The sequence below is a fragment of the Corallococcus sp. AB018 genome (assembly GCF_003986945.1).
In the GTDB taxonomy this organism is placed as follows: Bacteria; Myxococcota; Myxococcia; order Myxococcales; family Myxococcaceae; genus Corallococcus; species Corallococcus exiguus.
Genome location: NZ_RAWR01000106.1, coordinates 1 through 22,877, shown reverse-complemented (window position 1 = coordinate 22,877; position 22,877 = coordinate 1). Strand labels below are relative to the sequence as shown.

Here is a 22,877-nt window from a genome sequence, read left to right as displayed (position 1 = left end):
CCTCTTGTGCCCCTGGGGCTTCGGACGGAAGGTGTGCGCCGCATGGCCGCCCTCCCCGAAGCCCCGCTGCTCGTCACCGCTGAGCTGGAGCCAGAAGCCTTCACGCGCCTGGACGGCCTGCGCCGCCGCTACTTCCCACCCGAGCGCAACGTCATCCCGGCGCACGTGTCCCTCTTCCACCACCTGCCCGGGCATGAGCAGGACGCCGTGGAGGCAGCGCTCGAGGTCGTCACCGAGCGCCCCCCGCCCACGCTGCGCTTCACGAAGTTGCGGAGCCTGGGACGCGGCATGGCGGTGGACGTGGAAGCCCCCGGCCTCACGCCCGTGCACCGCGAGCTCTCCCGCGCCTACGTGGAGTGGCTCACGCCGCAGGACCGTCAGCCCTTCCGGCCCCACGTCACGCTGATGAACAAGGCCACCGTGGAGGAGGCGAAGGCCGCGCTCGCGGAGCTGGGCGCGGGCTGGTCCGCCTTCGACTCGCACTCGCCCGCGCTGCTGCTCTGGCGCTACCTCGGCGGCCCGTGGGAGTCCGTGCGCCGGTTCCCGTTCACGGGCCGCGCTGGATGAGCTCCTCCACCGCCTCGCGCACATCCCGCAAGTACGACGGATCCCTCACCGCGATGAAGATGGTGTCGTCCCCCGCCACCGTGCCCGCCAGGCCCTCCACCGCCTCGCGGTCCAGCGCCAGCCCGAAGATCTGCGCGTAGCCGGGCGCCGTCTTCAGCACCAGCATGTTGGGCGGCGCCTCGATGATCGTCACCTTCGGCGCGAGCGGCACGGGCATCACCGGCGGCTCGGCGCGCTGGTAGCGCCCGTTCACCTTCTGCACGCTCAGCTTCTTCAGCCGCCGCGACAGCGTGGACTGGCTGGGCGTGTGCCCCGCCTCTTCGAGCAACGACTGCAGGACGAACTGATCCGGCACGTCCTGGAGGGAGATGAGCTGAAGGATGGCGTCGTCCAGGTTCATTCACATTCACCATGCATGCGGCTGAATACGCACGCAAGGCGCATGAAAAATCCCAGTGAATGTTCTTGCGCGCTGCGCCGTTCTGCATAATATCCGCGCCTCCTCAAGGAATATGCACGAATTCAAGTGCATATTCAGCAGTCCCCATCCATCCGGCGCGGCCGGGGGAGCACGAAGCCCATGAAGCATGTCACCCGCATTCAGGACCTGGGCCCGGAAGGCGTCGAGGCGGTCCTCTCGCAGGCGGCCGCGTGGAAGCAGAAGGATCCGGGCCACATCTTCCCGGGGAAGCTCCTGGGCATGGTGTTCTTCAACCCGTCCCTGCGCACGCGCACGTCCTTCGAGGCGGTGATGCTGCGCGCGGGCGGGCACGCCATCGTGCTCGACGTGGGCTCTGGCGTGTGGAAGCTGGAGGACCGGCCCGGCGCGGTGATGAACGCGGACCGCGCGGAGCACATCAAGGAGGCGTCGCCTGTCCTGTCGCGCTTCGTGGACATGCTCGGCATCCGCACCTTCTCCCAGGGTGGCGGTGACGAGGAGGACGAGGCCGACCCCGTCATCAACGCCTTCCGCAAGTGGGCCACCGTACCGGTGGTGAGCATGGAGTCCGCGCGCGAGCACCCCTGCCAGGGCCTGGCGGACGCGCTCACCCTGCGCGAGACGTTCGGCACCACGAAGAAGCTGCCGGTGACGCTCACCTGGGCGCCGCACATCAAGCCGCTGCCCAAGGCCGTGCCCAACTCCTTCCTCCTGTCCGCGGCGGCCGCGGGCTGCGAGGTGCGCGTGGCGCATCCTCCGGGCTTCGACCTGCACCCGGCCGTGCGCGCGGAGGCGGAGGCGTACGCCAAGGCCACCGGCGGCAGCATCACGTACACGCACGACCAGGACGAGGCGCTGGTCGGCAGCCGCGCCGTGTACGCGAAGTCCTGGGGCCCCACCGCGCAGACGGCGAGCACGCCCACGGACGTGGCGGCGCTGCTCGCGTCGTACTCGGGCTGGATGCCCACGCGCCGGCACATGGCGAAGGCCGCGAAGGACGCGGCGTTCCTGCACTGCCTGCCCGTGCGCCGCAACGTGGAGGTCGCCGACGAGGTGTTGGATCACGCCAGCAGCCGCGTCGTGGATGAGGCGGGCAACCGCTACCACGTGCAGCGCGCCCTCCTGGCCTGGATGCGCGGCGGCTGATTCACACGGCCCGCCGCCCCACCCTTCTTCCGTCCCCTTTTGCATTTCCAGAGGTCCACCGTGCCTTTGTCTCCCGACCCGTACGCCGCGCTTCGCAACGCGGCGAAGTACGTGAAGCAGTTCCGCAGCAAGACCTTCGTGGTGAAGCTGGGCGGGGCCGTGCTGACGGATCCGCGCACCCGCAAGACGGCGTGCGAGCAGATCGCCCTCCTGTGGGCCTTCTCCATCCGCCCCGTCGTGGTGCACGGCGGCGGTCCGGAGCTGGACGCGCTCTGTGACGCCCTGCACCTGCCCATCGAGAAGGTGGCCGGCCGCCGCATCACCTCCGCGCCCGTGCTGGACGCGGCGAAGATGGTGCTGGCGGGCAAGCTGCACACGGACCTGCTCGCGGACCTCCAGGCCGCGGGTGTGCCCGCGGTGGGCCTGTCCGGCGTGGACGCGGGCCTCATCAAGGCGCGCAAGCGCCCGCCCGTGCTGGTGACGGAGCCCGGCGAGACGCAAGGCCGCATGGTGGACTACGGCCTCGTGGGCGACATCGAGTCCGTGGACACGCGCGTCGTGGAGCACCTGCGCTCCGCGGACTACGTGCCGGTCATCGCCCCGCTGTCGGGCGGCCAGGACGGCGCTGTCTACAACACCAACGCGGACACGGTGGCGGCGGCCCTGGCGGCGGCGCTGCACGCGGAGAAGCTGTTCTTCATGGTGGAGGTGCCGGGGCTCCTCAAGGACGTCTCCGACCCGTCGTCCCTCATCTCGCTGGCCACGCTGTCGGACCTGGCGTCGCTGGAGGCCGAAGGCCGGCTCACGGGCGGCATGCGCCCCAAGGCGCACGCCATGCGTCACGCGCTCGTGGGCGGCGTGGGCAGCGTGCACCTGGTGAGCGGCAAGCAGTCCGATGCGCTGTTGGAGGAGGTCTTCACCAACGAGGGCAGCGGCACCATGGTCGTGCGCGAGCACCCGGTGAAGCACGGTGAGGCCAAGGGTTGAACCCCGCCGAGCTGCTCACCGCGCTGGTCGCCACGCCCAGCGTCTCCGGCGACGAGGCCCGCATCGCGGACCTCGTCGCGGGCCATGCGGAGTCCTGGGGTGCCCGCGTGCACCGCCAGGGCCACAACGTGTGGTTCAGCGTGGGCAGCGGGCCGAAGCGCCTGCTCGTCAACTCGCACCTGGACACGGTGAAGCCGTGCGCCGGGTGGAACACGGAGCCGCACGAGGCCGTGTGGAAGGACGACACGCTCTACGGCCTGGGCGCCAACGACGCCAAGGGCTGCGTCACCGCCATGCTCCTCACCGCGAAGGCGCTCCTGGAGGAAGGCGCGCCCAAGGGTGTGGAGTGCGTCTTCGCGCTCACCGCCGAGGAGGAGACGGGCGGCAAGGGGCTGGGACCGCTCTTGTCCACGCTGGGGCCGCTGGACGCCGCCATCGTGGGCGAGCCCACGTCGCTCAAGCCCTGCACGGCGCAGCGGGGCATGCTGCTCTTGCGCTGCGTGGCGCACGGCAAGAGCGGTCACGTGGCGCACGCGCACACGGGCAATCTGGACAACGCCATCCTCAAGGCGGCCCGGGACATCCAGGCCGTGTCCGCGCTGCGCTTCCCCGCGCACCCGCTGCTGGGTGAGGCGCGAGCGCAGGTGACGCAGGTGTCCGGAGGACTGGCGCGCAACCAGGTGCCGGACCGGTGCGAGTTCTTCGTGGACCTGCGCACGACGCCGGGCATGGACCACGCGAAGGTGGCGGAGGACGTGGGGCAGGCGCTGGAGAGTGAAGTGGTGGTGCACTCCGCGCGCTACCTGCCCAAGGGCACGGACGCGTCGCACCCGCTGGTGCGCGCGGCGGTGGTGGCGTCGGGCCAGGACACGGTGGGCTCCAGCACCACGTCCGACTGGGCGTTCCTGGGAGACATCCCGGCGGTGAAGGTGGGCCCGGGCGACACGCTGCGGAGCCACCAGGCGAACGAGTACCTCACGCGCGCGGAGCTGGAGGCGGGGCTCGCGTTCTATCGACGACTGCTGCACGGCTATGCCGGGGAGGTGTCGCGTGGCTGAGACATTGTGGGGAAAGGGCCAGCCGCTGGACGCGGCCATCCACGCCTTCACCGTGGGCGATGACCCCGTGGTGGACCTGTCGCTGGTGCCGCACGACGCGCTGGGCAGCGCCGCGCACGCGCGCATGCTCGCGCACGTGGGCCTGCTCAGCCCGGAGGCCGCCACGTCGCTCGTGTCCTCCCTGCACGCGCTCCACGACGAGGCGCGCGCGGGCCGCTTCACCATCCGCCCGGAGCAGGAGGACGGCCACACCGCGCTGGAGGCCGCGCTCGTGGAGCGCACCGGCGAGGCGGGCAAGCGCATCCACCTGGCGCGCTCGCGCAACGACCAGGTGCTGCTGGCCCTGCGCCTGTTCATGCGTGAGGAGCTGCTCGCGCTGGGCGCGCGCACGGCGGAGCTGGCGGGCACGTTCCTGGACTTCGCGGAAGCGCACGCGGACCTGCCCCTGCCCGGCTACACGCACCTGCGCCGCGCGATGCCGTCCACCTTCGGCCTGTGGGGCATGGCGTTCGCGGAGGGACTGCTGGAGGAGCTGGAGGCGCTGAAGGGCGTGTGGGGGCGGCTCGACCGTTGCCCGCTGGGCGCCGCCGCGGGCTTTGGTGTGCCGCTGCCCATCGACCGTGAATATGTCGCGCGGTTGCTCGGTTTTAGTCGAGTTCAACGCAGCCCCATCGACGCGCAGGACAGTCGGGGGCGGCATGAAGCGGCGCTGCTCACCTGGGCGTGCTCGGTGGCGGGCACTCTGGAGAAGTGGCTTTGGGACGTGCAGCTCTACAGCATGGACGAGTTCGGCTTCCTGGCCCTGCCGGATGCCTTCACGACCGGCTCGTCCATCATGCCGCAGAAGAAGAACCCGGACGTGGTGGAGCTGGCCCGGGGCCGCTGCCGCGAGCTGCGGGGCCTGGCGCATCAGGTGGAGGCGGTGGCCGGCGGGCTTCCCTCCAGCTACCACCGTGACTTCCAGCTGCTGAAGCGCCCCACCCTCCAGGCCCTCACCAGCGCGAAGGCGCTGTTGGACGTGCTGGCGCGGCTGGTGCCCGCGCTGAAGGTGAACGCGGAGAAGGCGCGCGCGGCGTGCGATGACACGCTCTATGCCGCGCACCACGCCTACGCGCTCGTGGCGAAGGGCCAGCCCTTCCGCGACGCGTACCGGGAGGTGGGCCGTCAGCTCAACGACGGCAGCTTCCAGCCGGACCGCGGCGCGCTGACGGCCACCCACCTGGGTGGCGCCGGAAACCTGGGCCTCGCCACCGCGCGCGAGGAACTGGCGGATGCGCGCGACTGGCTCACGCGCACCCACGCACAGCAGGCACAGGCCGCTTCGCGCGTCTGGGCCCCCTGAAACCTTCCTCACCCCCTTTCGCAGCAACAGGAGTCCGAAGATGAGCAAGAAGTCCGTGGTGCTGGCGTTCTCCGGCGGCCTCGATACCGCCTTCTGCACGGTGTACCTGCGCGAGCAGGGCTGGGACGTCACCACCGTCACCGTGGACACGGGCGGCTTCCCGCCCGAGCAGCTGGAGCGCATCCAGGCCCTGTCCCAGAAGCTGGGCGCGGTGGCGCACCACACGGTGGACGCGCGCGACACCCTGTTCCAGGGCTACCTGCGCTTCCTCATCGCCGGCAACGTGCTGCGCGGCCAGCTCTACCCCCTGAGCGTCTCCGCCGAGCGCGCCTGCCAGGCCGTGGAGGCCGTGCGCATGGCGGAGAAGCTGGGCGTGCAGGCCGTGGCCCACGGCAGCACCGGCGCCGGGAATGATCAGGTCCGCTTCGACGTGGCCTTCCGCACGCTCGCGCCCCAGCTGCAGCTCATCACCCCCATCCGCGACCTGGCGCTCTCCCGTCAGCAGGAGATCTCCTTCCTCGCGGAGCGCGGCTTCCACATGCCGGCGAAGACGGGCACGTACTCCGTCAACGAGGGCATGTGGGGCACGTCCGTGGGCGGCCGCGAGACGCTGGACTCGTGGAGCACCCTGCCGGAAGCGGCCTTCCCCGGTGGCGAAATCCCCACCGACCTGAAGCCTCGGCCGCTGATCATCTCCTTCGAGAAGGGCGTGCCGGTGGCGCTCGACGGCAAGGCGCTGTCCGCGGTGGACGTGGTGGAGCAGCTCAACGCGCTGGGCCGTCCGTACGGCATCGGCCGCGGCGTGCACCTGGGCGACACCATCCTGGGCATCAAGGGCCGCGTGGGCTTCGAGGCCCCGGCGGCGCACCTGCTCATCGCGTCGCACCGCGAGCTGGAGAAGCTGGTGCTGTCGGGCAAGCAGCTCTTCTGGAAGGAGACGGTGGGCAACCTGTACGGGTCGCTGCTCCACGAGGGGCACTTCTTCGACCCGGTGGTGAAGGACCTGGAGGCGTTCCTCGCCTCCTCGCAGGACCGCGTGACGGGCGAGGTGAAGCTGGTGCTCACCCCGCGCGCCCACGTCGTGGAAGGCGTGCGTTCGCCGCACTCGCTGATGGACGCGAAGGTGGCCACGTACGGAGAGGCCAACGTGTTGTGGACGGGGACGGAGGCGGCGGGGTTCGCCAAGCTCTACGGCGTCGCGCAGATGCTCTCTCAGAAAGCGAAGTGACGACATGAAGATCCACGTCGACAAGGTGGGCAGTGTCACGCGCAACCTCCAGGTGGGGCGCACGGTGCACCTCACGGATGAGGTGAAGTGCGAAGAGGGCGCCGTCATCGCGGTGCGCATCCACGGGGAGAAGAGCGTCTACAACCAGCTGGAGGACGTGAACGGCCGGCTCGTCACGCTCCACGCGGGCGACATCGTCGTGGGCGCGCTCGGCCACCGCAACGCGCTGCACGGCTACGAGGGCATCGTGCCTTCGTCCGTCACGGTGGGCGACAAGCTCAACATCCTCAACATGGGCGGCGTCATCGGGAAGTGCACGTCGCACAACCCGGGCGTGGGCCCGCCGTTCGAGGCGGAGGTGCTGGGCCAGGTCCTCACCTTCCCGGAGTTCCAGTCGCGCGCGGGGCAGCACGCGCACATCTCCACCGGCGCGCTCAAGGGCACGTCGAGGGCGGTGACGTGCCCGGTGGTGTACGTGGTGGGCACCTGCATGAACGCGGGCAAGACGTACGCGGCCAGCGTGGTGGTGCGGAAGCTGTCCCAGGCGGGCTACCGCGTGGGCGGCGCGAAGCTCACGGGCGTGTCGCTGATGCGCGACACCTTATCCATGCAGGACAGCGGCGCGGACGTGGTGATGGACTTCACCGACGCGGGCGTCGTGTGCACCGGCGCGCGCACGGCGTCCAAGGTGGCGCGGATCGTCTTTTCGGAGATGGTGGCCCAGGACGTGGACGTCATCGTCGCGGAGACGGGCGACGGCATCATGGGCGAGTACGGCGTGCAGGCCATCCTGGCGGATCCGGAGCTCAAGGCGCTGGGCGGCGCGTTCATCCTGTGCGCGAACGACCCGGTGGGCGCGGCCGGCGGCGTGCGGCACCTGCGCGAGGTGTACGGCATCGAGATGGACATGGTGGCCGGGCCCGCCACGGACAACGCGGTGGGAGTGCGCTTCGTGGAGCAGGTGGTGGGGCTGCCCGCTCGCAACGCGCGCGCGGATCCGAACGCCCTGGGGAATCTCATCGTGGAGAAGCTCGCGCCCAAGCTGGGAGCGGGGAGGAAGTCATGACGTCGCCTGCGAACATCTACATCCTGGGGGCCTCCGGTTTCGGCGGAGGCGAGCTGTTGCGGCTGCTCTCGGGCCACCCCGGCAACGCCGGCATCCGCGTGGTGTCCCGGCACCACGCGGGTTCGCCCATCCACAAGGTGCACCCGCACCTGCGCGGCCTGGTGGACGGCCGCTTCGAGGCGGAGCCCGACTGGCGCTGGCTGGCGGACTCGCAGCGTCCGGTGGTGTTCAGCGCGCTGGGGCATGGCGAGTTGGCGTCGCAGTTCGCCGGGCTGGAGAAGCAGTGGGCGGACGCGGGCCTCACGGACCGGATGCTGCTGGTGGACCTGTCGTCCGACTTCCGCCTGGACCACCCGGGCCGGTACGCGGGCGCCTACGGCCGGCCGCACCCGTCCCCGGACCTGCTGGGCACGTTCACCTACGGCCTCACGGAGTGGAAGCGTGAGCAGGTGAAGACGGCGAAGCGCATCGCCAACCCGGGCTGCTTCGCCACGGCGGTGCAGCTGGCGCTGCTGCCCATCGCGGCCACGCCGGGGCTGGGGCTGCTGGCGGTGTCGGGTGTGACGGGCTCGTCCGGCTCCGGTTCGCTGCCGGGCGAGGGCACGCACCACCCGACGCGCGCGCACGACTTCCGCGCGTACAAGCCGCTGGAGCACCAGCACGAGGCGGAGGTGGAGGTGATGCTGGTGGCGCACGGTGCGCAGCGGCACCGGCTGGCCTTCGTGCCGCACTCGGCGCCCATGGTGCGCGGCATCTTCGCCACGGTGCAGTTCGAGTGGCCGGAGCACGGCGGCGCGGTGGTGACGCAGTCGCTGACGGAGAAGTACCGCCGCTACTACGAGGGCTCGAAGTTCGTGCGCATCGTGGAGGGCACGCCGCGCGTGGCGGCCGTGGCGGGCAGCAACTTCTGCGACATCTCCGTGGCGACGAAGGGCCGCTCCGTGGCGGTGATGGCCGCGCTGGACAACCTGGTGAAGGGCATGGCCGGCCAGGCCGTGCAGAACTTCAACGTGGCCCTCGGCTTCCCCGAGGACACCGGCCTGCGCCAGGCCGCCTGCTACCCGTAGGCTGTTGAACCCGAGGCGGCTTCGGCGCGGAGCCGGAGCCGCCTTTGTCGTTTCCTCAAGCCGCGGGCGTCTTCGGCACGTCGCTCGGGGGCGCGGGCGTCTCCCCTGCGCTGCTCGCTTCACCCGCCGGAGCGGTCGCGGCAGGTGCGTTCCCGGAAGCGGCCGGAGCTTCGGCGGCGCCACCCTCGCGCTGCTCCAGGCGCGCGCCACCTGCTTCCGCGGCCTTGAGGAACTCGTCGTACTCCGACTTGCGGGCGACGGCCTTCGCCTCGGCGTCCGCGGAGCCCTTCTCGGCGGCGGCGCGGCCCGCGCGGATGGCCCGGGCGCTCAGCAGGATGCCTCCCACGAAGGCCACCCCCCGCAACGCCGACGCGACCGTCCAGCCCGTGGTGAAGCTCTCCATGCCGTCGCGCACGAAGTTGAGCGCGAGCACGAAGACGCCGCCGGACAGCGCGGCCCCCACGGCGGTGGTCCACGTGCGCAGCGCGACGATGCGGGCGGCGCCGTAGCAGAGCGTCGGCAGCACCGCGAGCACCCACAGGTCCTCCAGCGCCACCGCCACCGGGATGCGCAGGAATTCGGACGGAAGTGCGCTCACCCGCGCGTGCAGACGCAGCACCAGCGACACGCTGAGCATGGCCCCCACCACCAGCGACAGGAACCCCAGTCCGACGATGAACTGGAAGCGGCGGACACGGACGCGCAGGGGCTCGAGGGCACTGGGTTTGGAGCTCACGGCCCGAAAGCCTACCGCACTCTCACCCTTCGTCCTCTTCCCCGACGGCCGAGTCCCCCGCCGAGCGAGGGGGCGGGCCGTCGCCGTAGAAGACCTCCTCCATCACCAGCCCCTGCGGCGGCGCGGTGGCCCCGGCCAGCTTGCGCTCGCGCGAGGCCAGCACTTCTGCCACCCAGGCCTCGGGGCGGCGGCCCTTCCCCACCTCCACCAGCGTGCCCACCAGGTTGCGCACCATGTGCTTGAGGAAGGCGGTGCCCTCCACCACGAAGGCCACGGTGTCGCCGGACGTGCCTTCCACGAGCACCTGCCGGATTTCGCGCACCGCGTGCTTCGCCTGGCAGTCCGCGGCGCGGAACGCGGAGAAGTCGTGCCGGCCCACCAGGGCCTGGGACGCGCGGCGCATGGCCTCCACGTCCAACGGGGCGAACACCTCCCAGTGCGTCGTGCGCAACAGGGGGGACCGCATGCGCCGGTTGCTCACCCGGTAGCGGTATCGCTTGCCGCGCGACCAGCGGCGCGGGTCGAACTCCGGCGACACCTCCTCCGCGGCCACCACCGCGATGTCCGGCGGGAGGATGCCGTTGAGGCCCATGGTGTAGGCCTTCATCGGAAGCACGCGCTGCGTGTCGAAGCTGGCCACCTGCCCCGTCGCGTGCACGCCCGAGTCAGTGCGGCCGGCGGACGCAACGAAGACGCGTTCCCCCAGGAGCTTCTGGAGCGCGTCCTGGAGCGTGGACTGGATGGACGGGCCATTGGGCTGCACCTGCCAGCCCACGTACCGGGTGCCTTCGTATTCGAGCGTCAACTTCAGCCGGGGCATGGGCAAGGCAAGCAAAGGCACGCAATCAGCGCGTCTTCAGCCATCCCTCCAGCACATCCGCCGCGAGCTTCGCCAGGGAGACGTTCGCCTTGCGCGCCTGGGCCTCCAGCTTTTCATACACCGCCGGGTCCACCGTCAGCGCGAGCAGGCGCGGCTCGGTGGCGGGGAGGTCGTCCAGGTGCATGGCCTCCGTGGGCGGGCCGTCCACGGACGCCGCCACCTCCGACAGCTCCAGCGCCATCTCCGACGTGGGCGCGGAGGACTGGCGCGTGGACAGGCGCTTCAATTCCTGCGGGCGCTCGTCCTCGAAGAGCTGCTTGACGAAGTTGGCCAGGTGCAGCGGCGAGGGCGTGAAGTCGTAGGACTCCAGGAAGGCGTCCAGGTCGCGCTGCATGTCCAACGCCGTCTGGTAGCGGCGCTCGCGGTCGCGGGCGAGCGCGCGCATCAGGATGGCCTCCACGCGCTCCGGCAGGTCCTCGCGGAAGTACGACGGCGCGTAGATCTTGGCTTCCGTGATGCTGCGCATGACGGCGACGTCGGAGTCGCCGGTGAAGAGCTTGAAGCCGGTGAGCCACTCGTAGAGGACGGTGCCCAGCGAGAAGATGTCGCTGCGGCAGTCCAGCGGCCGGCCCAGGCACTGCTCCGGGGACAGGTAGCTGAGCTTGCCTTTGATTTCTCCCGAGCGCGTCTCCTCCACCTGGTTGGCGGCCTTGGCGATGCCGAAGTCGAGCACCTTCACCGAGCCGTCGAACGCGACGACGATGTTCTCCGGCGTGACGTCGCGGTGGACGATGTTGAGCGGGTTGCTGTAGCGGTCCTTCTTCTGGTGCGCGTAGTGCAGGCCCGCGCAGACGCAGGAGGCGATCTTCAGCGCGTACACCATGGGGAAGGGAATCCCCAGGGACTCGGCCTTGGGCACGACGCGGCGCATGTCCCGGCCGGACACGTACTCCATGGCGATGAAGTAGCTGTCGACGATCTTCCCCAGGTCGTGGATCTGCACGATGTTGGGGTGATTGAGCTGGGCCGCCAGCCGCGCCTCGTTGAGGAACATCTTCACGAAGGCCGCGTGCTTGGACAGATGCGGGCGGATGCGCTTGATGACGATGGGCGTCTCTTCGCCGCTGGCATCCAACTGGTGCGCGAGGAAGATCTCCGCCATGCCCCCCACGGCGATCCGATCGATGAGCCGGTAGTTGCCGAAGCGGAACGCATCGCGCGGAGGCGAGGAGGCGGCGGGAGCCATGGAAGCAATGTAGCCGCGCCCCGCCCGGAGGCGCTAACGAAGTTGGACGACGTGCACCTTGAGTGCCGGTTCCTCACCCGGAGGTGTCGGAAAGTCGAGCCCCGAGGGACCGAGCGACCCCACTGCCTTCCCCGTCCTGCCAGCCCGCGTCACACCTTCCAGCACCATGGTTTCGAAGCGGCGCGAAGGCAGTCCCGCCAGATTGCAGCAGGCGACCAGGCGGCCCCTGGGAGCAACCACCTTCGCGGCGGCTTCCGCCAGCCGGGCGTAGTCGCGAGCGGCGGAGAAGCGCGTCGTCTTGGTAGTGGAGAACGACGGAGGGTCCGCGACCACGACATCGAAGGACTCCCCCTTCTTCGCGAGCCGCCCGAGCCAATCGAAGACATCGCCAGCCACGTAGTCGTAGCGCTCCACGGATTGTCCGTTGAGGCGCGCGTTCTCCTCGCCCCATTCGAGCACGCGGCGGCTGGCGTCCATGTTGAGCACGCGCTTCGCGCCCCCGGCGGTCGCGGCGACACCGAAGGCGCAGGTGTACGCGAAGAGGTTGAGGACGGTGAGGCCGGAGGCCTGGGCCTGGAGCCACGCGCGGGTGTCGCGCATGTCCAGGTAGAGGCCCACGGAGAGGCCCTGTCCGGGGCGGATGTGGAAGGACAGGCCGTTCTCCTTGGAGACGAAGTCCTCCACGGGTTCACCCCGCGCGGCGGACTCCGGAGCGAGCGCGTCCTTCGCCACGTTGGCGAGCACGCGAGCCTCACGGGGACGGCGCTTCAGGTAGACGCTCCGGGGCGTCCACGCGGCGACGGCGGCGTCGAGCAGTGTGACTTCCTCGGCATCCGTCAGGTCGCGGTAGAGGCTGACCACGACGACGTCGCCGAAGACGTCCGCCGTCACGTCGGGCACGCCGTCCGCGGCGCCGTTCAGCAGGCGGAAGGCGGAGGTGGCGGGGTCCGAGAGCAGCGGACCCCGGCGGGCGCGGGAGGCGCGCAGCAGGTCCACGAGGCGGGGAGGCAGGGCACTCACGCGCCCCTTCTACCCTACGAACCCAGCCGTGCGCGGGACCAGACGCGGCCGAGCGCGGCGGCGGCGTCCCGGGCCAGGTCCACGAAGTCGCTGCCCAGCAGCTGCCCCTCGCGGACGCAGACGCGGCCATCCACGATGGTCCACGCCACGCGGGCGGCGGTGAGCTGCCCCAGGAGGAAGGGCGCGTAGCCCGTCTCCGGGTCCGCGGCGGGGATGGCGTCGTAGACGACGAGGTCCGCGATGCTGCCCTCGTCCACGCCGCCCGACGGCTTGCCGTACAGGCGGGTGCACAGCTCCGCGGGGCCGCTGACGAACAGGTGCGCCAGCGAGTCATCCAGGTCCGGCATGCGGCCGGAGCGCGCCAGGGACAGCATGCTGACGAGCGCCCCGGCCAGTTCCTCCTGGAGGGTGCCATGACCGCCGGTGCCCAGGCCCACGAGGTGGAGGCTGGACAGCGCGCCGTCGGCGGATTCGGCCGCGCGGTCCATGGAGCGGGTGGCGCGGGGCGTGAGGGCGATGAAGGTGCCGGAGGCGGCCAGCCGCTCGGACTCGGAGCGCTCCACGGCGCGCGGATAGCCGGCGATGGCGTGGGGCCCCAGCAGGCCCAGCGCGTCCAGGCGCGGCACGACGCGGCGGCCGTGCGTGGCGTAGGTGGTGGAGAGGTCGTCCTCGTTCTCCGCGATATGGAACACGACGGACGCGTTCAGCTCCTTGCGCAGCTCCGCGATGCGGGACAGGAGCGGGTCCTCGCAGGTGTAGGACGCGTGGAAGCCGAGTGCGCCACGGACGCGGGGGTGTTCGCGGTAGCGGCGGACGAAGTCGGCGTTGGCATCCGCCTGGGCGTTGGCCACATCGGCGCCATCCAGGCTGTGCGTGGAGTGGGACGTGACCAGGCGAATGCCCAGGGTGTTCGCGGCGCGGGCCTGGGCCTCCAGGGCGCCGGCGACGTCGGTGGGGCACGACAGGTGGTCCACGACGAGGCTGACGCCATCGAGCAGCGCGCGGGCGGCGGCGAAGCGGGTCAGTACCTCCACGTCCTCGGCGGTGAGGAGGTTGGCCACCGAGCGCATGCGCTCCAGGCGCGAGCGGGGCTGGCGCAGGAGGAAGTCGCCATTGGGGGGCAAGAGCTGCCCGTTGACCATGTGAGAGTGACAGTCCACGAGCCCGGGGGCGACGAGTCGGCCTCGACAGGCCACCTCCCAGTCACCGGGGAGCACGGGCACCTCGGCGTCCGGGGCGACGCGGCGGATGATGCCCTCTTCGACCACGACGGCCATGCCGTGGCGGACGCGACCGTCCGCACGGAACACGGCGCAGTTCTTCAGAAGCAGTCGGCCTTCCATGGACCTTCCCGTTTTAGCACGGGGTGGGTGGAGGATGAACCCCGTCTCCTACCTGGAGTCCCCGAAGGGCGAATCCATGCAGGCCGCCGACCCGGGAACTCACTGAAACGAGATGGGAGCCCGGCGCTCGAGCGCGAATTCCACCAGGTCCTGCAGGGCCTCCACCAGGAAGCCACCACTCACGGCGAGGAACGACTCGAACGCGTTTCGAGGCACGAGCCCCATGGAACCCGCCTCGCTTCGTTGCCACTCCGACGCAAAAGCGACCGGCGGGCGCGCCTGCATCTCCCCTGCGATGACCGCCAGTTCCTCGCGCAACCGCTCGCATTCGGGAACGGACCACTCGCCATCACAATCCGAGTGCACGATGAGCACAGGGAACCGAGAGCCCGGCTTCCCGGCCTCCAGCTCGCGAGTGACATAGTCACGTAACGCGTTGAAGTCCGAGTAACCGCCAACCGCGACCTCCTCCACATCCTCATCACCTTCATGGACAACAAGACACAGACCCACGCGGACTCCTACCTCTCGTCAATCTGAGTAGATGCAGTGCATCGTCACCGGATCGAAGACCGCATTCTGGCCTTCTCCGAAATCGACCACCAGATACGGAGGGTTGGTCCTCCTCAAGTGAATCCTGACGGGCTCAGGCTCCGTCTCGAAGCGGAAGGTGGCGGGCTGATCCAGCCACCACGCCTTCGCCCGCGCGTACTCCTCCTCCGACAAGACACCATCCGCCCGGCTCGAGAATGCACGGACACGGGCCTCGTTGTCGTGAAGAGCGGCCTTGAGACGGCCCCATTCACCCCAATGTCTGCCAGCAATCTGCGCAAAGACTGGCAGCAGCACGAGGAACGACACCAGGGTCAACGGAAGCATCACCCATCGCCAGAACTGGACGATCTGATCAGCCTCCCTCCGGGCGACGAAGAAGCACCCATGGCCCACCAGGAGGAGCAGCCATCCAAAGAGCGCGACCTCCGCGAGCATGTCCACGGGTGGGTCACCAGGGAAGGGGTGCGGATCCCCCCACACGATGCCGCCAATTCCCAGGGCACACAGCCCAACCGCGATGCCCACCGACGGCACGAAGCCACACACCAATCCAACGACTCCCAATCGTGGGAGCCAACGAGGAGACACGCTCATCCCTGGGTTCGGCGCTCGAAGCGCCACCTCCACACCCAGAGCGCGGCGAACGCTCCCAGTGTCGCTAACAGCAGCAACATCACCGCGAGCCCGGGTAGGGTCATCCCCGGTCCCAACGGGACGTCCAGCCCCATCAGCCAACGAGACCACCCTCCGGGCAAGACACCCATGAGAAAGACCCAGGGCAGCGGCCCCAGGTACGCCCCAACGAAGATCCAGACAATCTGTACGAATCGCATGACCGTCCTACGGGATGGGCGTTCCCTGCATGAGCAGTGACCAGGCAGCAGGAGCCATGGGCTCACCTACCAATTCATACGTCTCGCGCTTCTGCCGCGCGGGAACAACACCCAGGTCCCGGAAGAATCGCTCGTTTCCCCAGACGGCGCCAAACCCCTCATGGCGGCAGACGAACAGCTTCAGCAACCAGAACCATGACGACTGGACCGAACCCCAACATCGCAGCCAGCGTCGTCAATGGGAACCACCCGACAGCCACGACGAGCCACGCCATCCACGTCCAACGCCAGCGCGGCAGAGGCCCTCGGTGCAAGGCGAGCGACACCCCGCCCAACGCCAAGACGACCAGTGCAAAGCCATGGAGCAGGCCTCGCAGGAGGCTTGAGAGGTACGAGGCGAGTGGAAACGGCGGCAGGATGAGGAGGTGGTAGACCCAGACCAGAGCGGACACGACCATGGCAGCCCGGAGCACCAGCGGGGGCGACGCCACTTTCATTTCCTGGGAGGTCGCAGTCATCCGTCACATCTCCGAGGCACGGATACAATGTCCGAGAAGCCCCGCGGCTCGGCCATCGGAGGTCTTCACGCAGAGCCACTTCTCGGGACATACCGAGTCGTTCCACGGGTCACAAACAAGCTCACAGGTAGACCCCGCGTCAACGTGAGCGAAATTCGTGCGGCCGGCACATACCAGGCCAGTCCCGCAGCCTCCCGCTGGGAAACACTCCGTTCCAATCCGCTCAAGCACGGCCGCAGGGACTTCTCTGGGGTCCGCACCTCGCTTGCAGCCCATGTGCACGCCGAGCAGGACGAATAGCAGCGTCGAAGCAACGAGCCGCATGACCCCTCCATGCCTCAGTCCGACGGAAGGCAGTCATCGTGGTCGGGCCTCTCAATGATGCCCTCCGTGGTGGTTGTGCCAGTGGGGCATGTCTGAACGCATCTCCATCAGGAGTCACCCGGAGGGGTGCAAAAAGATCCTGGCCCATCGGTAAAAAATCCCCCGCCGCACTGCTCGCCGCTCGGGCAGTCCGAAGTCTCTTCGCACGCCCGCTGACAGGTACCTGAACCTGGTGTCAGCGACCAGATCATGCAATCCAGATCCTCTTCGCAGTCGGCGCTACGCTTGCAGTTCCCGCCCTCTTGAACATGAACTGGGGCCATCTTGGGACCACGGCCAACAACACAGGAAGAAAGGAGAATCAGCAGCGCCAGCAAAGGCCATTCGGGTTTCATGTTCTCACCTGCCAGTTCATGCGTCTCGGGCTTCCACCGCGCGGGAATAATTTCCAGGAGGCCCCGTGACGGCAATCAGCCCCACTCCAGGCTGACTCCACCGTCTGCGTTGACGGTCGCGACTCCTTGCAATCCGAGCAGCGGATTCACGAACGCACCTGTTTCCAATTGGACCTTGCCGCCATCCGCGAACTCGAGGTCAACGGACAGGTCTCCATCCGCGTTCGCGCGTCCCTGACAGACGACCCGGCCATGAACAGGGACCTTCTCAAAAGCGCATTCCTCGCCAGGAATCCGAGCAGTCAAGACACGCAACTCGCTCCCGGTCTCATTCACGAGGACGATTCGCGTTCTTCCCGACACATAGATGGCAAGCGCGGGAATCACCACGATGACCAGCAAGCCTGCCGCCAGGGTCCACACCCAACTCCTATCGATGGCTCACCTCCACTCCCTCTGGCAAGACGAATGATCTGGCCCTGGCTGAATCAATTTACACTCAAGTCCAGCAGGACAATCAGCATCCCTGGCACACGGCTGCTCACAAGTACTGTAGCGCCCAAACAACGAGCAACTGCGCCCATGCCTATAGCCCGTCATACAGACCAGACCTTGTCTACAGCTATCATCCGACCGACACTCCTGATGATAGTCCAAGTCTCTTGCGCACGAGGCAGCCAGAAGCAACACCACCCCACCGGAAAGCCCCCTGCTCTTCCGGAAAATACGAACCCAGAGCATCCACCGTCCAAGGCCCACAGAAAGTCCTCTCACAAGTTCCATCATCCCAAGTGGCTTTCGCCCTTGTCCACGCCGGCAGCTCGGCTCAAGGGAGGACGTCATCAAGGTCAGGCCTTTCAATGATGCGGTCAGAGGTCCGCAGATAGAGGACCTCCTCATCGACACCCCAGAAGGTCTTGAGTTCCACCTCGACCGCGAAAACGCGTCCTGACTCGAAGGTGACGTAGACCTTCGGATACCGCCGAACCTTCGCAACCGGCTTCGCGTAGTCCCAGGAGAGCCTTCCCGATGGCCTCACCTCCCGAGCCAGAGGCATGCCCAGGCGTTGAACCACCTCATCTTCGGACATCCTCAGAGACACGGAGCGGACCTTCTCCGCGCTGAGTCCCGGCGCCAGTTGGCTTCCAGACCAGGGGACCCCGAAGCCGGCGTAGAACAGCGCTGCGCCCGTCGACACCAGCCCCAGGAAGAGCCGGTCCCACCAGGCCTGGGGCCTTCCCATCGAAGCGCGAAACAGAACGGGTGCCTCTGGCGCGTCCATCAGGCCAACCCCTCGGTGCGCTGGCCATTCTCGCTGCAGAAGCAACGCTGTTCTTCCTCTACGCCGACCACTCCATCCACATGGCCACCGAGCGCATGCGCTCCAGACGCGAGCGGGGCTGGCGCAGGAGGAAGTCGCCATTGGGGGGCAGGAGCTGCCCGTTGACCATGTGCGAGTGACAGTCCACGAGCCCGGGGGCGACGAGGCGGCCGCGACAGGCGACCTCCCAGTCACCGGGGAGCACGGGCACCTCGACGTCGGGGGCGACGCGGCGGATGATGCCCTCTTCGACCACGACGGCCATGCCGTGGCGGACGCGACCGTCCGCACAGAACACGGCGCAGTTCTTCAGATGCAGTCGGCCTTCCATGGACCTTCCCGTTTTAGCACGGGGTGGGTGGAGGATGAACCCCGTCTCCTACGGAGAGTCCCCGAGGGGCGGATCCATGCAGGGCGCGGGCTTCAGGAAGTAGGGGCCGTCATGCTCCACGACCATGGACCACTCCATGGACTCGGGGCAGATGGCGCACCACCCAGGGGATCCGTGGCGTGGAGACGCCCAGACCATTGCCTCCAGGATGTTCAGGGGTGGTGGTGACGCGGCCTCGATGCGAAGGACCGGGAGCAAGGGCTCCGATACGACGTGGAACACACCGCCCTGCTGCTGCCGGGAGTAGTGCACCTCCGCTTTGAGCATCATCTTCACCTGGACCGTTTTGGCGAAGACGAAGATGGACTGGCCAATATCCCTGGCTATGAATCCGGGCAGGAAGGTCTGCCACCACTGGTCGCATATCTCCTGCGACACCTCCGGGCCGAGCACCTTCAGACCCGAAACAACGCCGGCCAATCCCTCAGTAGGCCAGGTCCAATCTTTTCTCATCGACACCTCTCAATCCGAATAGATGCAGATCATCGTCACCGGATCGAAGACCGCATTCTGCCCCTGGCCGAAATCGACGCCGAGGTAGGGAGGGACGGTTCTCCTCATATGAATCCTGACGGGTTCAGATTCCGCATCAAAGTGGAAGGTGGCAGGCTGCGTCAGCAACCACGCTTTCGCTTGCGCGAACTCCTCCTCCGACAAGGCACCATCGGCACGGCTTGAGAATCTACGAACCCGGGCTTCGTTGTCCTGAAGCATGGCCTTGAGCAGACCCCATTCGCCCCAATGTCTTCGGCCAACCTGAGCAAGGGCCGACGACATCGCGAGGAATGATAGCAGGATCAACGGGGGGATCACCCTTCGCCAGAGCCGAAGAATTCTATCGGATTCTTTCCGAGCAACGAAGAAGGGAACGTATCCAACAAGGATGAACAACCATCCACTGAGCGCAATCTCTGTGAGCATGTCTGCGGCAGGTGGATCACCGGGAAAGGGATGCGAATCAGACAACAGGAATTCGCAAAACCCCAAGACGCTCAACACGAGCAAAACGCTTACCGACGGCACGAACCAGCACAGCAGACCAATAATCCCCAACCGGCGAAGCCAGCGGGTGGATGTTTCCATTTCAGCGACGTGGTTCATTGGCGGAAGACGATCCGGTTCCTAGCCCAGGCGAACTTGTGCTGCATGGCGAATGGGGGCCAGTTCATTCTAGGAGCAGCGGTTCATATGCCGGTCGGCCCCAGGGGGAAGACTCAACATCCCCCTGGAACACATTCAAACCAAACCGCTATTTCCCACCCCCACACATCGATCCACTCGGACTGTTGACATTGGGATTGTCCGCCCACTTATTTCGGACAGAGAAATCGTCGTCTTTGGGACCGCCCGTACGCTCCCTGAGGCCGAAGGGCAACAGGTGCGATCCCACGCTATTCTCGCCAAATCCCTGCACAAAGCGCGACAAATCAGGCCCATCAAATGTATTAATCGATCCATCAGGATTAATAACAATGTTAACACCATTGTTTGCTTTATACACTCCCTTGTGCCCCGAATAAACACCATCCTGGTTGCCATAGAAAGTATCACCAGGCGCCAAGTAGTATTGCTCGCCGTGTTCCCCTGAAATCCAAACACCATCGTTTGAGTTGTTCTGAACATCCAGGCCCGTTGAATCAAACCATGAAATCGGATTGTTCCCAGCATAGAGGTAGGCCAGCGCAGGAACACCACGCAGCACCTGCCTTTAAATCCACTTTGGATTCTGCTGAAGAAGCTCTGGCTGAAGATACCGCCCCGATGCCGGATCATAAAACCGGTTCCAATTCTCGAAGAGATCGGTCTCCGCGTCATGGTACTGGCCGGGGAAGCCAAGCGGAATCCAGAGGGCCTGAGCCCCGGCCTGGTACCGCTGGTACTCGTACCCCTCGACCGCGACGCCCTGATAGCTGGTCAAGCCACTGGCGTTCGAACTGAATCCCACGGTCAGGTTGCCATTGGACGGCACCACCCATGCCGTTGTCACTTGCCCCCGGCGCTCTCCCGACTGGCTGTCGAGGACACTGCTCGTATCCGGATCCACCAAGCGCACGAAATCCGCCCCCGGCTCCGTGTCCACAACATGGTAGCGCGCGCGCATCCGTACTTGAACTGAGGTGCTCTCCTTGGGCTGGGAGAACATCGCCAGCGTTGCGGACGTGCTGTGCGCGTAAGGGTGCGCGGTCTCCGCGTGGTGCGTCACCCGGTTCACGTGCCCGAAGGGGTCCGTGTCTGCGGCCCCTGTCACCCGTCGCGAAGCGTCCAACATGATCACCGGCTTTCCAATGTGGTCCGTCACCGGGAAATACACGCCACACGCCACTGACTCGCCATCACGAGAACAATCCCCAGTGCCGTCTGGCTGCCGCGCCCACGCCGCGCTGAACTTCCCACGCACGAGCGCAACCGGACGCCCCGCCAACCACACATAGTCATCCAGGGTGAAGTGGCCAATCGGAGTGGCCAAACCATTGTTGCCCCGGTCCGTCAGCATCCGGTTCGACACCGAGTGGAAGTACTCGTCCGTCGTTCCATACGGGTTCGACTTCAGCCGCCGGCGGCCCAGCGCATCATAGAAGTAGTTGTAGTACGCGCCGTTGACATTGACGGCACGGAACACGGTCTCCGTGGCCACGCCTACTGTCTGTCCATACTCGAACCCCAGCGTGTAGACAGGTCCACCTGACATGGTCGCCGCCCACCGCTTCTGCGTCACTCGGCCGTCTTCGTCATGCGACAGGGTGTATTTCAGCAAGCTGCCACTGGCCGATGAACCCCACCCCGTCAGCTGGTCCACCGCCGGGGCTGTCCCAGCGGTCAGGTCGTAGATGAATCCGTCCTCCTCCAACTGGGTCCGGTTGCCGCGACCATCGTATTGATACGTCCGTGATTCGAACGAGCCACCTGTCGCCGCGAAGTTGCCCGTCGGCCGTCCCGCTCCCACCAAACGCAGCGTGCGATCATAAGCGTACGTCTCCGTCCGAGGCGTCGTCGCGCCCAGGAGGCACGTGTCCAGCCGGGCCACCTGGTCTCCGTTCCACCCCTGAAGGTGCCGCTACCTCCTCCGTGGCGCCAACTGGAGGTCTCGACTCATTGCACGCCAACAGCAGGACTCCTCCCGCCAGCGCTCCCCACACCCATGACCGGAAAGACAATCGCCCCTCACTCTTGGAAGAGTCCCCTCCCGGTCAGCGATGCCCGGGAATATCCATACCCTATCTTTTGTCGGGAACTCACCACAAGACATAGTCTTGCATTTCAGTGACCGCGAAAATCAACACTTGCGCCACTGCAAGTCCTATCGGCAGCGTGTGTACTTTCCGCCCTGGGTTTGCCACGACCGCTCCCCCGTTCCGCATTTCACGGAGGCAGCGTCACAGGCTCGTGTCGTACTCCCGCCTGGCAGGCAGGGTGGCGCGGGTTCTGGCCCCCTGGAGACCCGGTATACTCCCCGTCCCATGACACCGCTGAGCCCCGGAGTCGCCACCGCCACGGAGCAGGACATGCCGGCCGCGCCCGGCTCCCTGCGCTTTCGCCGCCTGTGGCTGTTCTCGCCCCGGGCCGACCTCGCCATCCTGAGCATCCCCCTGGCGCTGACCGGGGTGGCCGCCGTCGCCAGCGCGTTCCTCGCCCCTGCCGCCGCGGACAACGCCCACCGGCTCCTGGGCTGGACCGCCCAGAACCTCCTGGGCAACGCCACGCACGTCATCCTCACGTTCCTGCTCTTCGGCGTGCACCGCGACGTGCTCACCGCCGCGCCCCACCAGCCGCGCACCCTCCTCGCCGGCGCGCTGGCCATGCTCGGCGTGGGCGCGGCGCTGTTCTTCACCTTCTACGCCGACCGCTCCATCCACACCTTCGCCGTGGCCGTCATCTTCAACGTCTTCGGCATGCACCACACCCTGTCCCAGCACCGGGGCCTGTGGTCCCTGCATGGCCTGCGCGGCGGACAGGCGGGCCTCCCCGCGCCCTCCCCGCTCGAGCGCAAGCTCCAGCAGCTCTACGTCCCGCTGCTCCTCTCCGTCCTCCTCGTCCGCATCTTCTTCGTCGCCGAGTCCGCCGCCCCGAACGCCCCCGCCTACCTCGACGTGGGCCAGGGCGTCGTCCTTCCGTGGCAGACGCTGCCCGTGCTCATCGCCATCTGGCTGGGCTACTTCCTCCTGCTCTTCCGCGCCGTGCTCCGCTCCCGCACCGCCAGCGGCCCCAAGGTGCTGTACCTGCTGGGCATGGCGACCGCGACCGGCCTGGCGCTCGTGGCGCCGTCCTGGGGCTACGTGATGCTCCCGGGCATGCACGGCCTGGAGTACTACTTCCTCAGCGCCCGCATGCTGGAGCCTCGCGAGGGCGATGCCCCCCGCCTGAGCCAGAAGCTCATCTGGCCCGTCATGGTCGTGTCCATGCTCCCGCTGTTCGCGCTGGGCGTGGTGCATGGCTTCCTGCTGGATGGCCCCATGCGCGGCTCGCTGGGCATCGGC

Annotated in this window: 23 protein-coding genes and 1 pseudogene; 9 read left to right on the top strand and 15 right to left on the bottom strand. The window is 67.6% G+C overall.

Annotated features, from left to right (window positions below; all coding sequences use genetic code 11):
* Positions 1-42 precede the first annotated feature (42 nt).
* The gene (locus tag D7Y11_RS22675) at positions 43-567 is read left to right on the top strand and encodes a 2'-5' RNA ligase family protein (RefSeq protein ID WP_120577886.1); all 525 of its coding nucleotides are present in this window, start codon (positions 43-45) and stop codon (positions 565-567) included.
* On the opposite strand, the gene D7Y11_RS22670 is transcribed toward D7Y11_RS22675, so the two are convergent.
* Positions 548-967: an arginine repressor gene (locus D7Y11_RS22670; protein WP_120577887.1), complete on the bottom strand. Its 420-nt coding sequence runs from the start codon at positions 965-967 to the stop codon at positions 548-550. The two genes, D7Y11_RS22675 and D7Y11_RS22670, sit on opposite strands and share 20 nt — an antisense overlap.
* A 180-nt stretch (positions 968-1,147) precedes the next feature.
* Here D7Y11_RS22670 and D7Y11_RS22665 point away from each other — a divergent pair, with 180 nt between their 5' ends.
* Genes D7Y11_RS22665 through argC form a run of 7 tightly spaced genes read left to right on the top strand, consistent with a single transcriptional unit; the run spans position 1,148 to position 8,900 of the window.
* Positions 1,148-2,152, top strand: a complete 1,005-nt coding sequence (locus D7Y11_RS22665) for an N-acetylornithine carbamoyltransferase (protein ID WP_014395219.1) — start codon at positions 1,148-1,150, stop codon at positions 2,150-2,152.
* Between the two features lie 60 nt (positions 2,153-2,212).
* Positions 2,213-3,139 carry an acetylglutamate kinase gene (argB, locus tag D7Y11_RS22660; protein WP_120577889.1) on the top strand — a complete coding sequence of 309 codons (927 nt, stop codon included), beginning with the start codon at positions 2,213-2,215 and terminating at the stop codon, positions 3,137-3,139.
* On the top strand, positions 3,136-4,197 hold the full coding sequence (locus D7Y11_RS22655; protein WP_121754624.1) for a M20/M25/M40 family metallo-hydrolase: 1,062 nt from the start codon (positions 3,136-3,138) through the stop codon (positions 4,195-4,197). Before argB ends, D7Y11_RS22655 begins: the two co-directional genes overlap by 4 nt.
* Positions 4,190-5,539, top strand: coding sequence for an argininosuccinate lyase (gene argH / locus D7Y11_RS22650; protein WP_169820821.1), 1,350 nt, complete (start codon positions 4,190-4,192; stop codon positions 5,537-5,539). Before D7Y11_RS22655 ends, argH begins: the two co-directional genes overlap by 8 nt.
* Positions 5,540-5,579: 40 nt before the next feature.
* On the top strand, positions 5,580-6,767 hold the full coding sequence (argG, locus tag D7Y11_RS22645) for an argininosuccinate synthase (RefSeq protein ID WP_126934754.1): 1,188 nt from the start codon (positions 5,580-5,582) through the stop codon (positions 6,765-6,767).
* A gap of 4 nt (positions 6,768-6,771) precedes the next feature.
* Entirely contained in the window at positions 6,772-7,833 is a 1,062-nt protein-coding gene (locus tag D7Y11_RS22640) for a DUF1611 domain-containing protein (protein WP_120577893.1), read from the top strand.
* Positions 7,830-8,900, top strand: coding sequence for an N-acetyl-gamma-glutamyl-phosphate reductase (argC, locus tag D7Y11_RS22635; RefSeq protein ID WP_120577894.1), 1,071 nt, complete (start codon positions 7,830-7,832; stop codon positions 8,898-8,900). The genes D7Y11_RS22640 and argC overlap by 4 nt, the downstream gene beginning before the upstream one ends.
* 55 nt (positions 8,901-8,955) lie before the next feature.
* Here argC and D7Y11_RS22630 read toward each other — a convergent pair whose 3' ends face one another.
* The 14 genes and pseudogenes from D7Y11_RS22630 to D7Y11_RS22565 all read right to left on the bottom strand — a co-directional run bounded on the left by D7Y11_RS22630 (position 8,956) and on the right by D7Y11_RS22565 (position 21,427).
* Entirely contained in the window at positions 8,956-9,636 is a 681-nt protein-coding gene (locus D7Y11_RS22630) for a hypothetical protein (protein WP_126934753.1), read from the bottom strand.
* A gap of 22 nt (positions 9,637-9,658) precedes the next feature.
* The gene (gene truA / locus D7Y11_RS22625; RefSeq protein ID WP_126934752.1) at positions 9,659-10,456 is read right to left on the bottom strand and encodes a tRNA pseudouridine(38-40) synthase TruA; all 798 of its coding nucleotides are present in this window, start codon (positions 10,454-10,456) and stop codon (positions 9,659-9,661) included.
* 25 nt (positions 10,457-10,481) lie between these two features.
* Complete coding sequence (locus D7Y11_RS22620) at positions 10,482-11,702, bottom strand: serine/threonine-protein kinase (RefSeq protein WP_126934751.1); 1,221 nt, start codon at positions 11,700-11,702, stop codon at positions 10,482-10,484.
* A gap of 33 nt (positions 11,703-11,735) precedes the next feature.
* A complete protein-coding gene (locus D7Y11_RS22615) occupies positions 11,736-12,722 on the bottom strand; it encodes a class I SAM-dependent rRNA methyltransferase (RefSeq protein ID WP_126934750.1) in 987 nt (328 codons plus the stop codon).
* Between the two features lie 14 nt (positions 12,723-12,736).
* Positions 12,737-14,065 carry an amidohydrolase family protein gene (locus D7Y11_RS22610; protein ID WP_120577899.1) on the bottom strand — a complete coding sequence of 443 codons (1,329 nt, stop codon included), beginning with the start codon at positions 14,063-14,065 and terminating at the stop codon, positions 12,737-12,739.
* A 99-nt stretch (positions 14,066-14,164) separates the two neighbouring features.
* A complete protein-coding gene (locus tag D7Y11_RS22605; RefSeq protein ID WP_126934749.1) occupies positions 14,165-14,578 on the bottom strand; it encodes an Imm70 family immunity protein in 414 nt (137 codons plus the stop codon).
* An 18-nt stretch (positions 14,579-14,596) separates the two neighbouring features.
* Entirely contained in the window at positions 14,597-15,061 is a 465-nt protein-coding gene (locus tag D7Y11_RS22600; protein ID WP_126934748.1) for a hypothetical protein, read from the bottom strand.
* A 1,704-nt stretch (positions 15,062-16,765) separates the two neighbouring features.
* Positions 16,766-17,092, bottom strand: a complete 327-nt coding sequence (locus tag D7Y11_RS22595; protein WP_126934747.1) for a hypothetical protein — start codon at positions 17,090-17,092, stop codon at positions 16,766-16,768.
* Positions 17,093-17,516: 424 nt separating this feature from the next.
* Positions 17,517-17,972 (bottom strand): hypothetical protein, encoded by a 456-nt coding sequence (locus tag D7Y11_RS22590; protein WP_121780031.1) that lies wholly within the window; start codon positions 17,970-17,972, stop codon positions 17,517-17,519.
* An 82-nt stretch (positions 17,973-18,054) separates the two neighbouring features.
* Positions 18,055-18,342, bottom strand: a pseudogene (locus tag D7Y11_RS22585) (amidohydrolase); the annotation flags it as partial.
* A gap of 48 nt (positions 18,343-18,390) precedes the next feature.
* The gene (locus D7Y11_RS22580; protein WP_126934746.1) at positions 18,391-18,855 is read right to left on the bottom strand and encodes a hypothetical protein; all 465 of its coding nucleotides are present in this window, start codon (positions 18,853-18,855) and stop codon (positions 18,391-18,393) included.
* A 9-nt stretch (positions 18,856-18,864) separates the two neighbouring features.
* Positions 18,865-19,503 carry a hypothetical protein gene (locus D7Y11_RS22575; protein ID WP_126934745.1) on the bottom strand — a complete coding sequence of 213 codons (639 nt, stop codon included), beginning with the start codon at positions 19,501-19,503 and terminating at the stop codon, positions 18,865-18,867.
* 148 nt (positions 19,504-19,651) lie between these two features.
* A complete protein-coding gene (locus tag D7Y11_RS22570) occupies positions 19,652-20,104 on the bottom strand; it encodes a hypothetical protein (RefSeq protein WP_126934744.1) in 453 nt (150 codons plus the stop codon).
* A gap of 6 nt (positions 20,105-20,110) precedes the next feature.
* The gene (locus D7Y11_RS22565) at positions 20,111-21,427 is read right to left on the bottom strand and encodes a hypothetical protein (protein WP_126934743.1); all 1,317 of its coding nucleotides are present in this window, start codon (positions 21,425-21,427) and stop codon (positions 20,111-20,113) included.
* A 433-nt stretch (positions 21,428-21,860) separates the two neighbouring features.
* Between D7Y11_RS22565 and D7Y11_RS22560 the strand changes: the two genes are divergently transcribed.
* Positions 21,861-22,877 (top strand): hypothetical protein (locus D7Y11_RS22560; RefSeq protein WP_126934742.1); only part of this gene is annotated, 1,017 nt, incomplete at its 3' end.

Excerpts from the sequence above, each read along its gene's own strand:
- D7Y11_RS22675 (WP_120577886.1), top strand. The coding sequence starts at position 43 with ATGGCCGCCCTCCCCGAAGCCCCGCTGCTCGTCACCGCTGAGCTGGAG.
- D7Y11_RS22670 (WP_120577887.1), bottom strand. The coding sequence starts at position 967 with ATGAACCTGGACGACGCCATCCTTCAGCTCATCTCCCTCCAGGACGTG.
- D7Y11_RS22665 (WP_014395219.1), top strand. The coding sequence starts at position 1,148 with ATGAAGCATGTCACCCGCATTCAGGACCTGGGCCCGGAAGGCGTCGAG.
- argG (WP_126934754.1), top strand. The coding sequence starts at position 5,580 with ATGAGCAAGAAGTCCGTGGTGCTGGCGTTCTCCGGCGGCCTCGATACC.
- D7Y11_RS22640 (WP_120577893.1), top strand. The coding sequence starts at position 6,772 with ATGAAGATCCACGTCGACAAGGTGGGCAGTGTCACGCGCAACCTCCAG.
- argC (WP_120577894.1), top strand. The coding sequence starts at position 7,830 with ATGACGTCGCCTGCGAACATCTACATCCTGGGGGCCTCCGGTTTCGGC.
- truA (WP_126934752.1), bottom strand. The coding sequence starts at position 10,456 with ATGCCCCGGCTGAAGTTGACGCTCGAATACGAAGGCACCCGGTACGTG.
- D7Y11_RS22620 (WP_126934751.1), bottom strand. The coding sequence starts at position 11,702 with ATGGCTCCCGCCGCCTCCTCGCCTCCGCGCGATGCGTTCCGCTTCGGC.
- D7Y11_RS22610 (WP_120577899.1), bottom strand. The coding sequence starts at position 14,065 with ATGGAAGGCCGACTGCTTCTGAAGAACTGCGCCGTGTTCCGTGCGGAC.
- D7Y11_RS22590 (WP_121780031.1), bottom strand. The coding sequence starts at position 17,972 with ATGGACGCGCCAGAGGCACCCGTTCTGTTTCGCGCTTCGATGGGAAGG.
- D7Y11_RS22580 (WP_126934746.1), bottom strand. The coding sequence starts at position 18,855 with ATGAGAAAAGATTGGACCTGGCCTACTGAGGGATTGGCCGGCGTTGTT.
- D7Y11_RS22575 (WP_126934745.1), bottom strand. The coding sequence starts at position 19,503 with ATGAACCACGTCGCTGAAATGGAAACATCCACCCGCTGGCTTCGCCGG.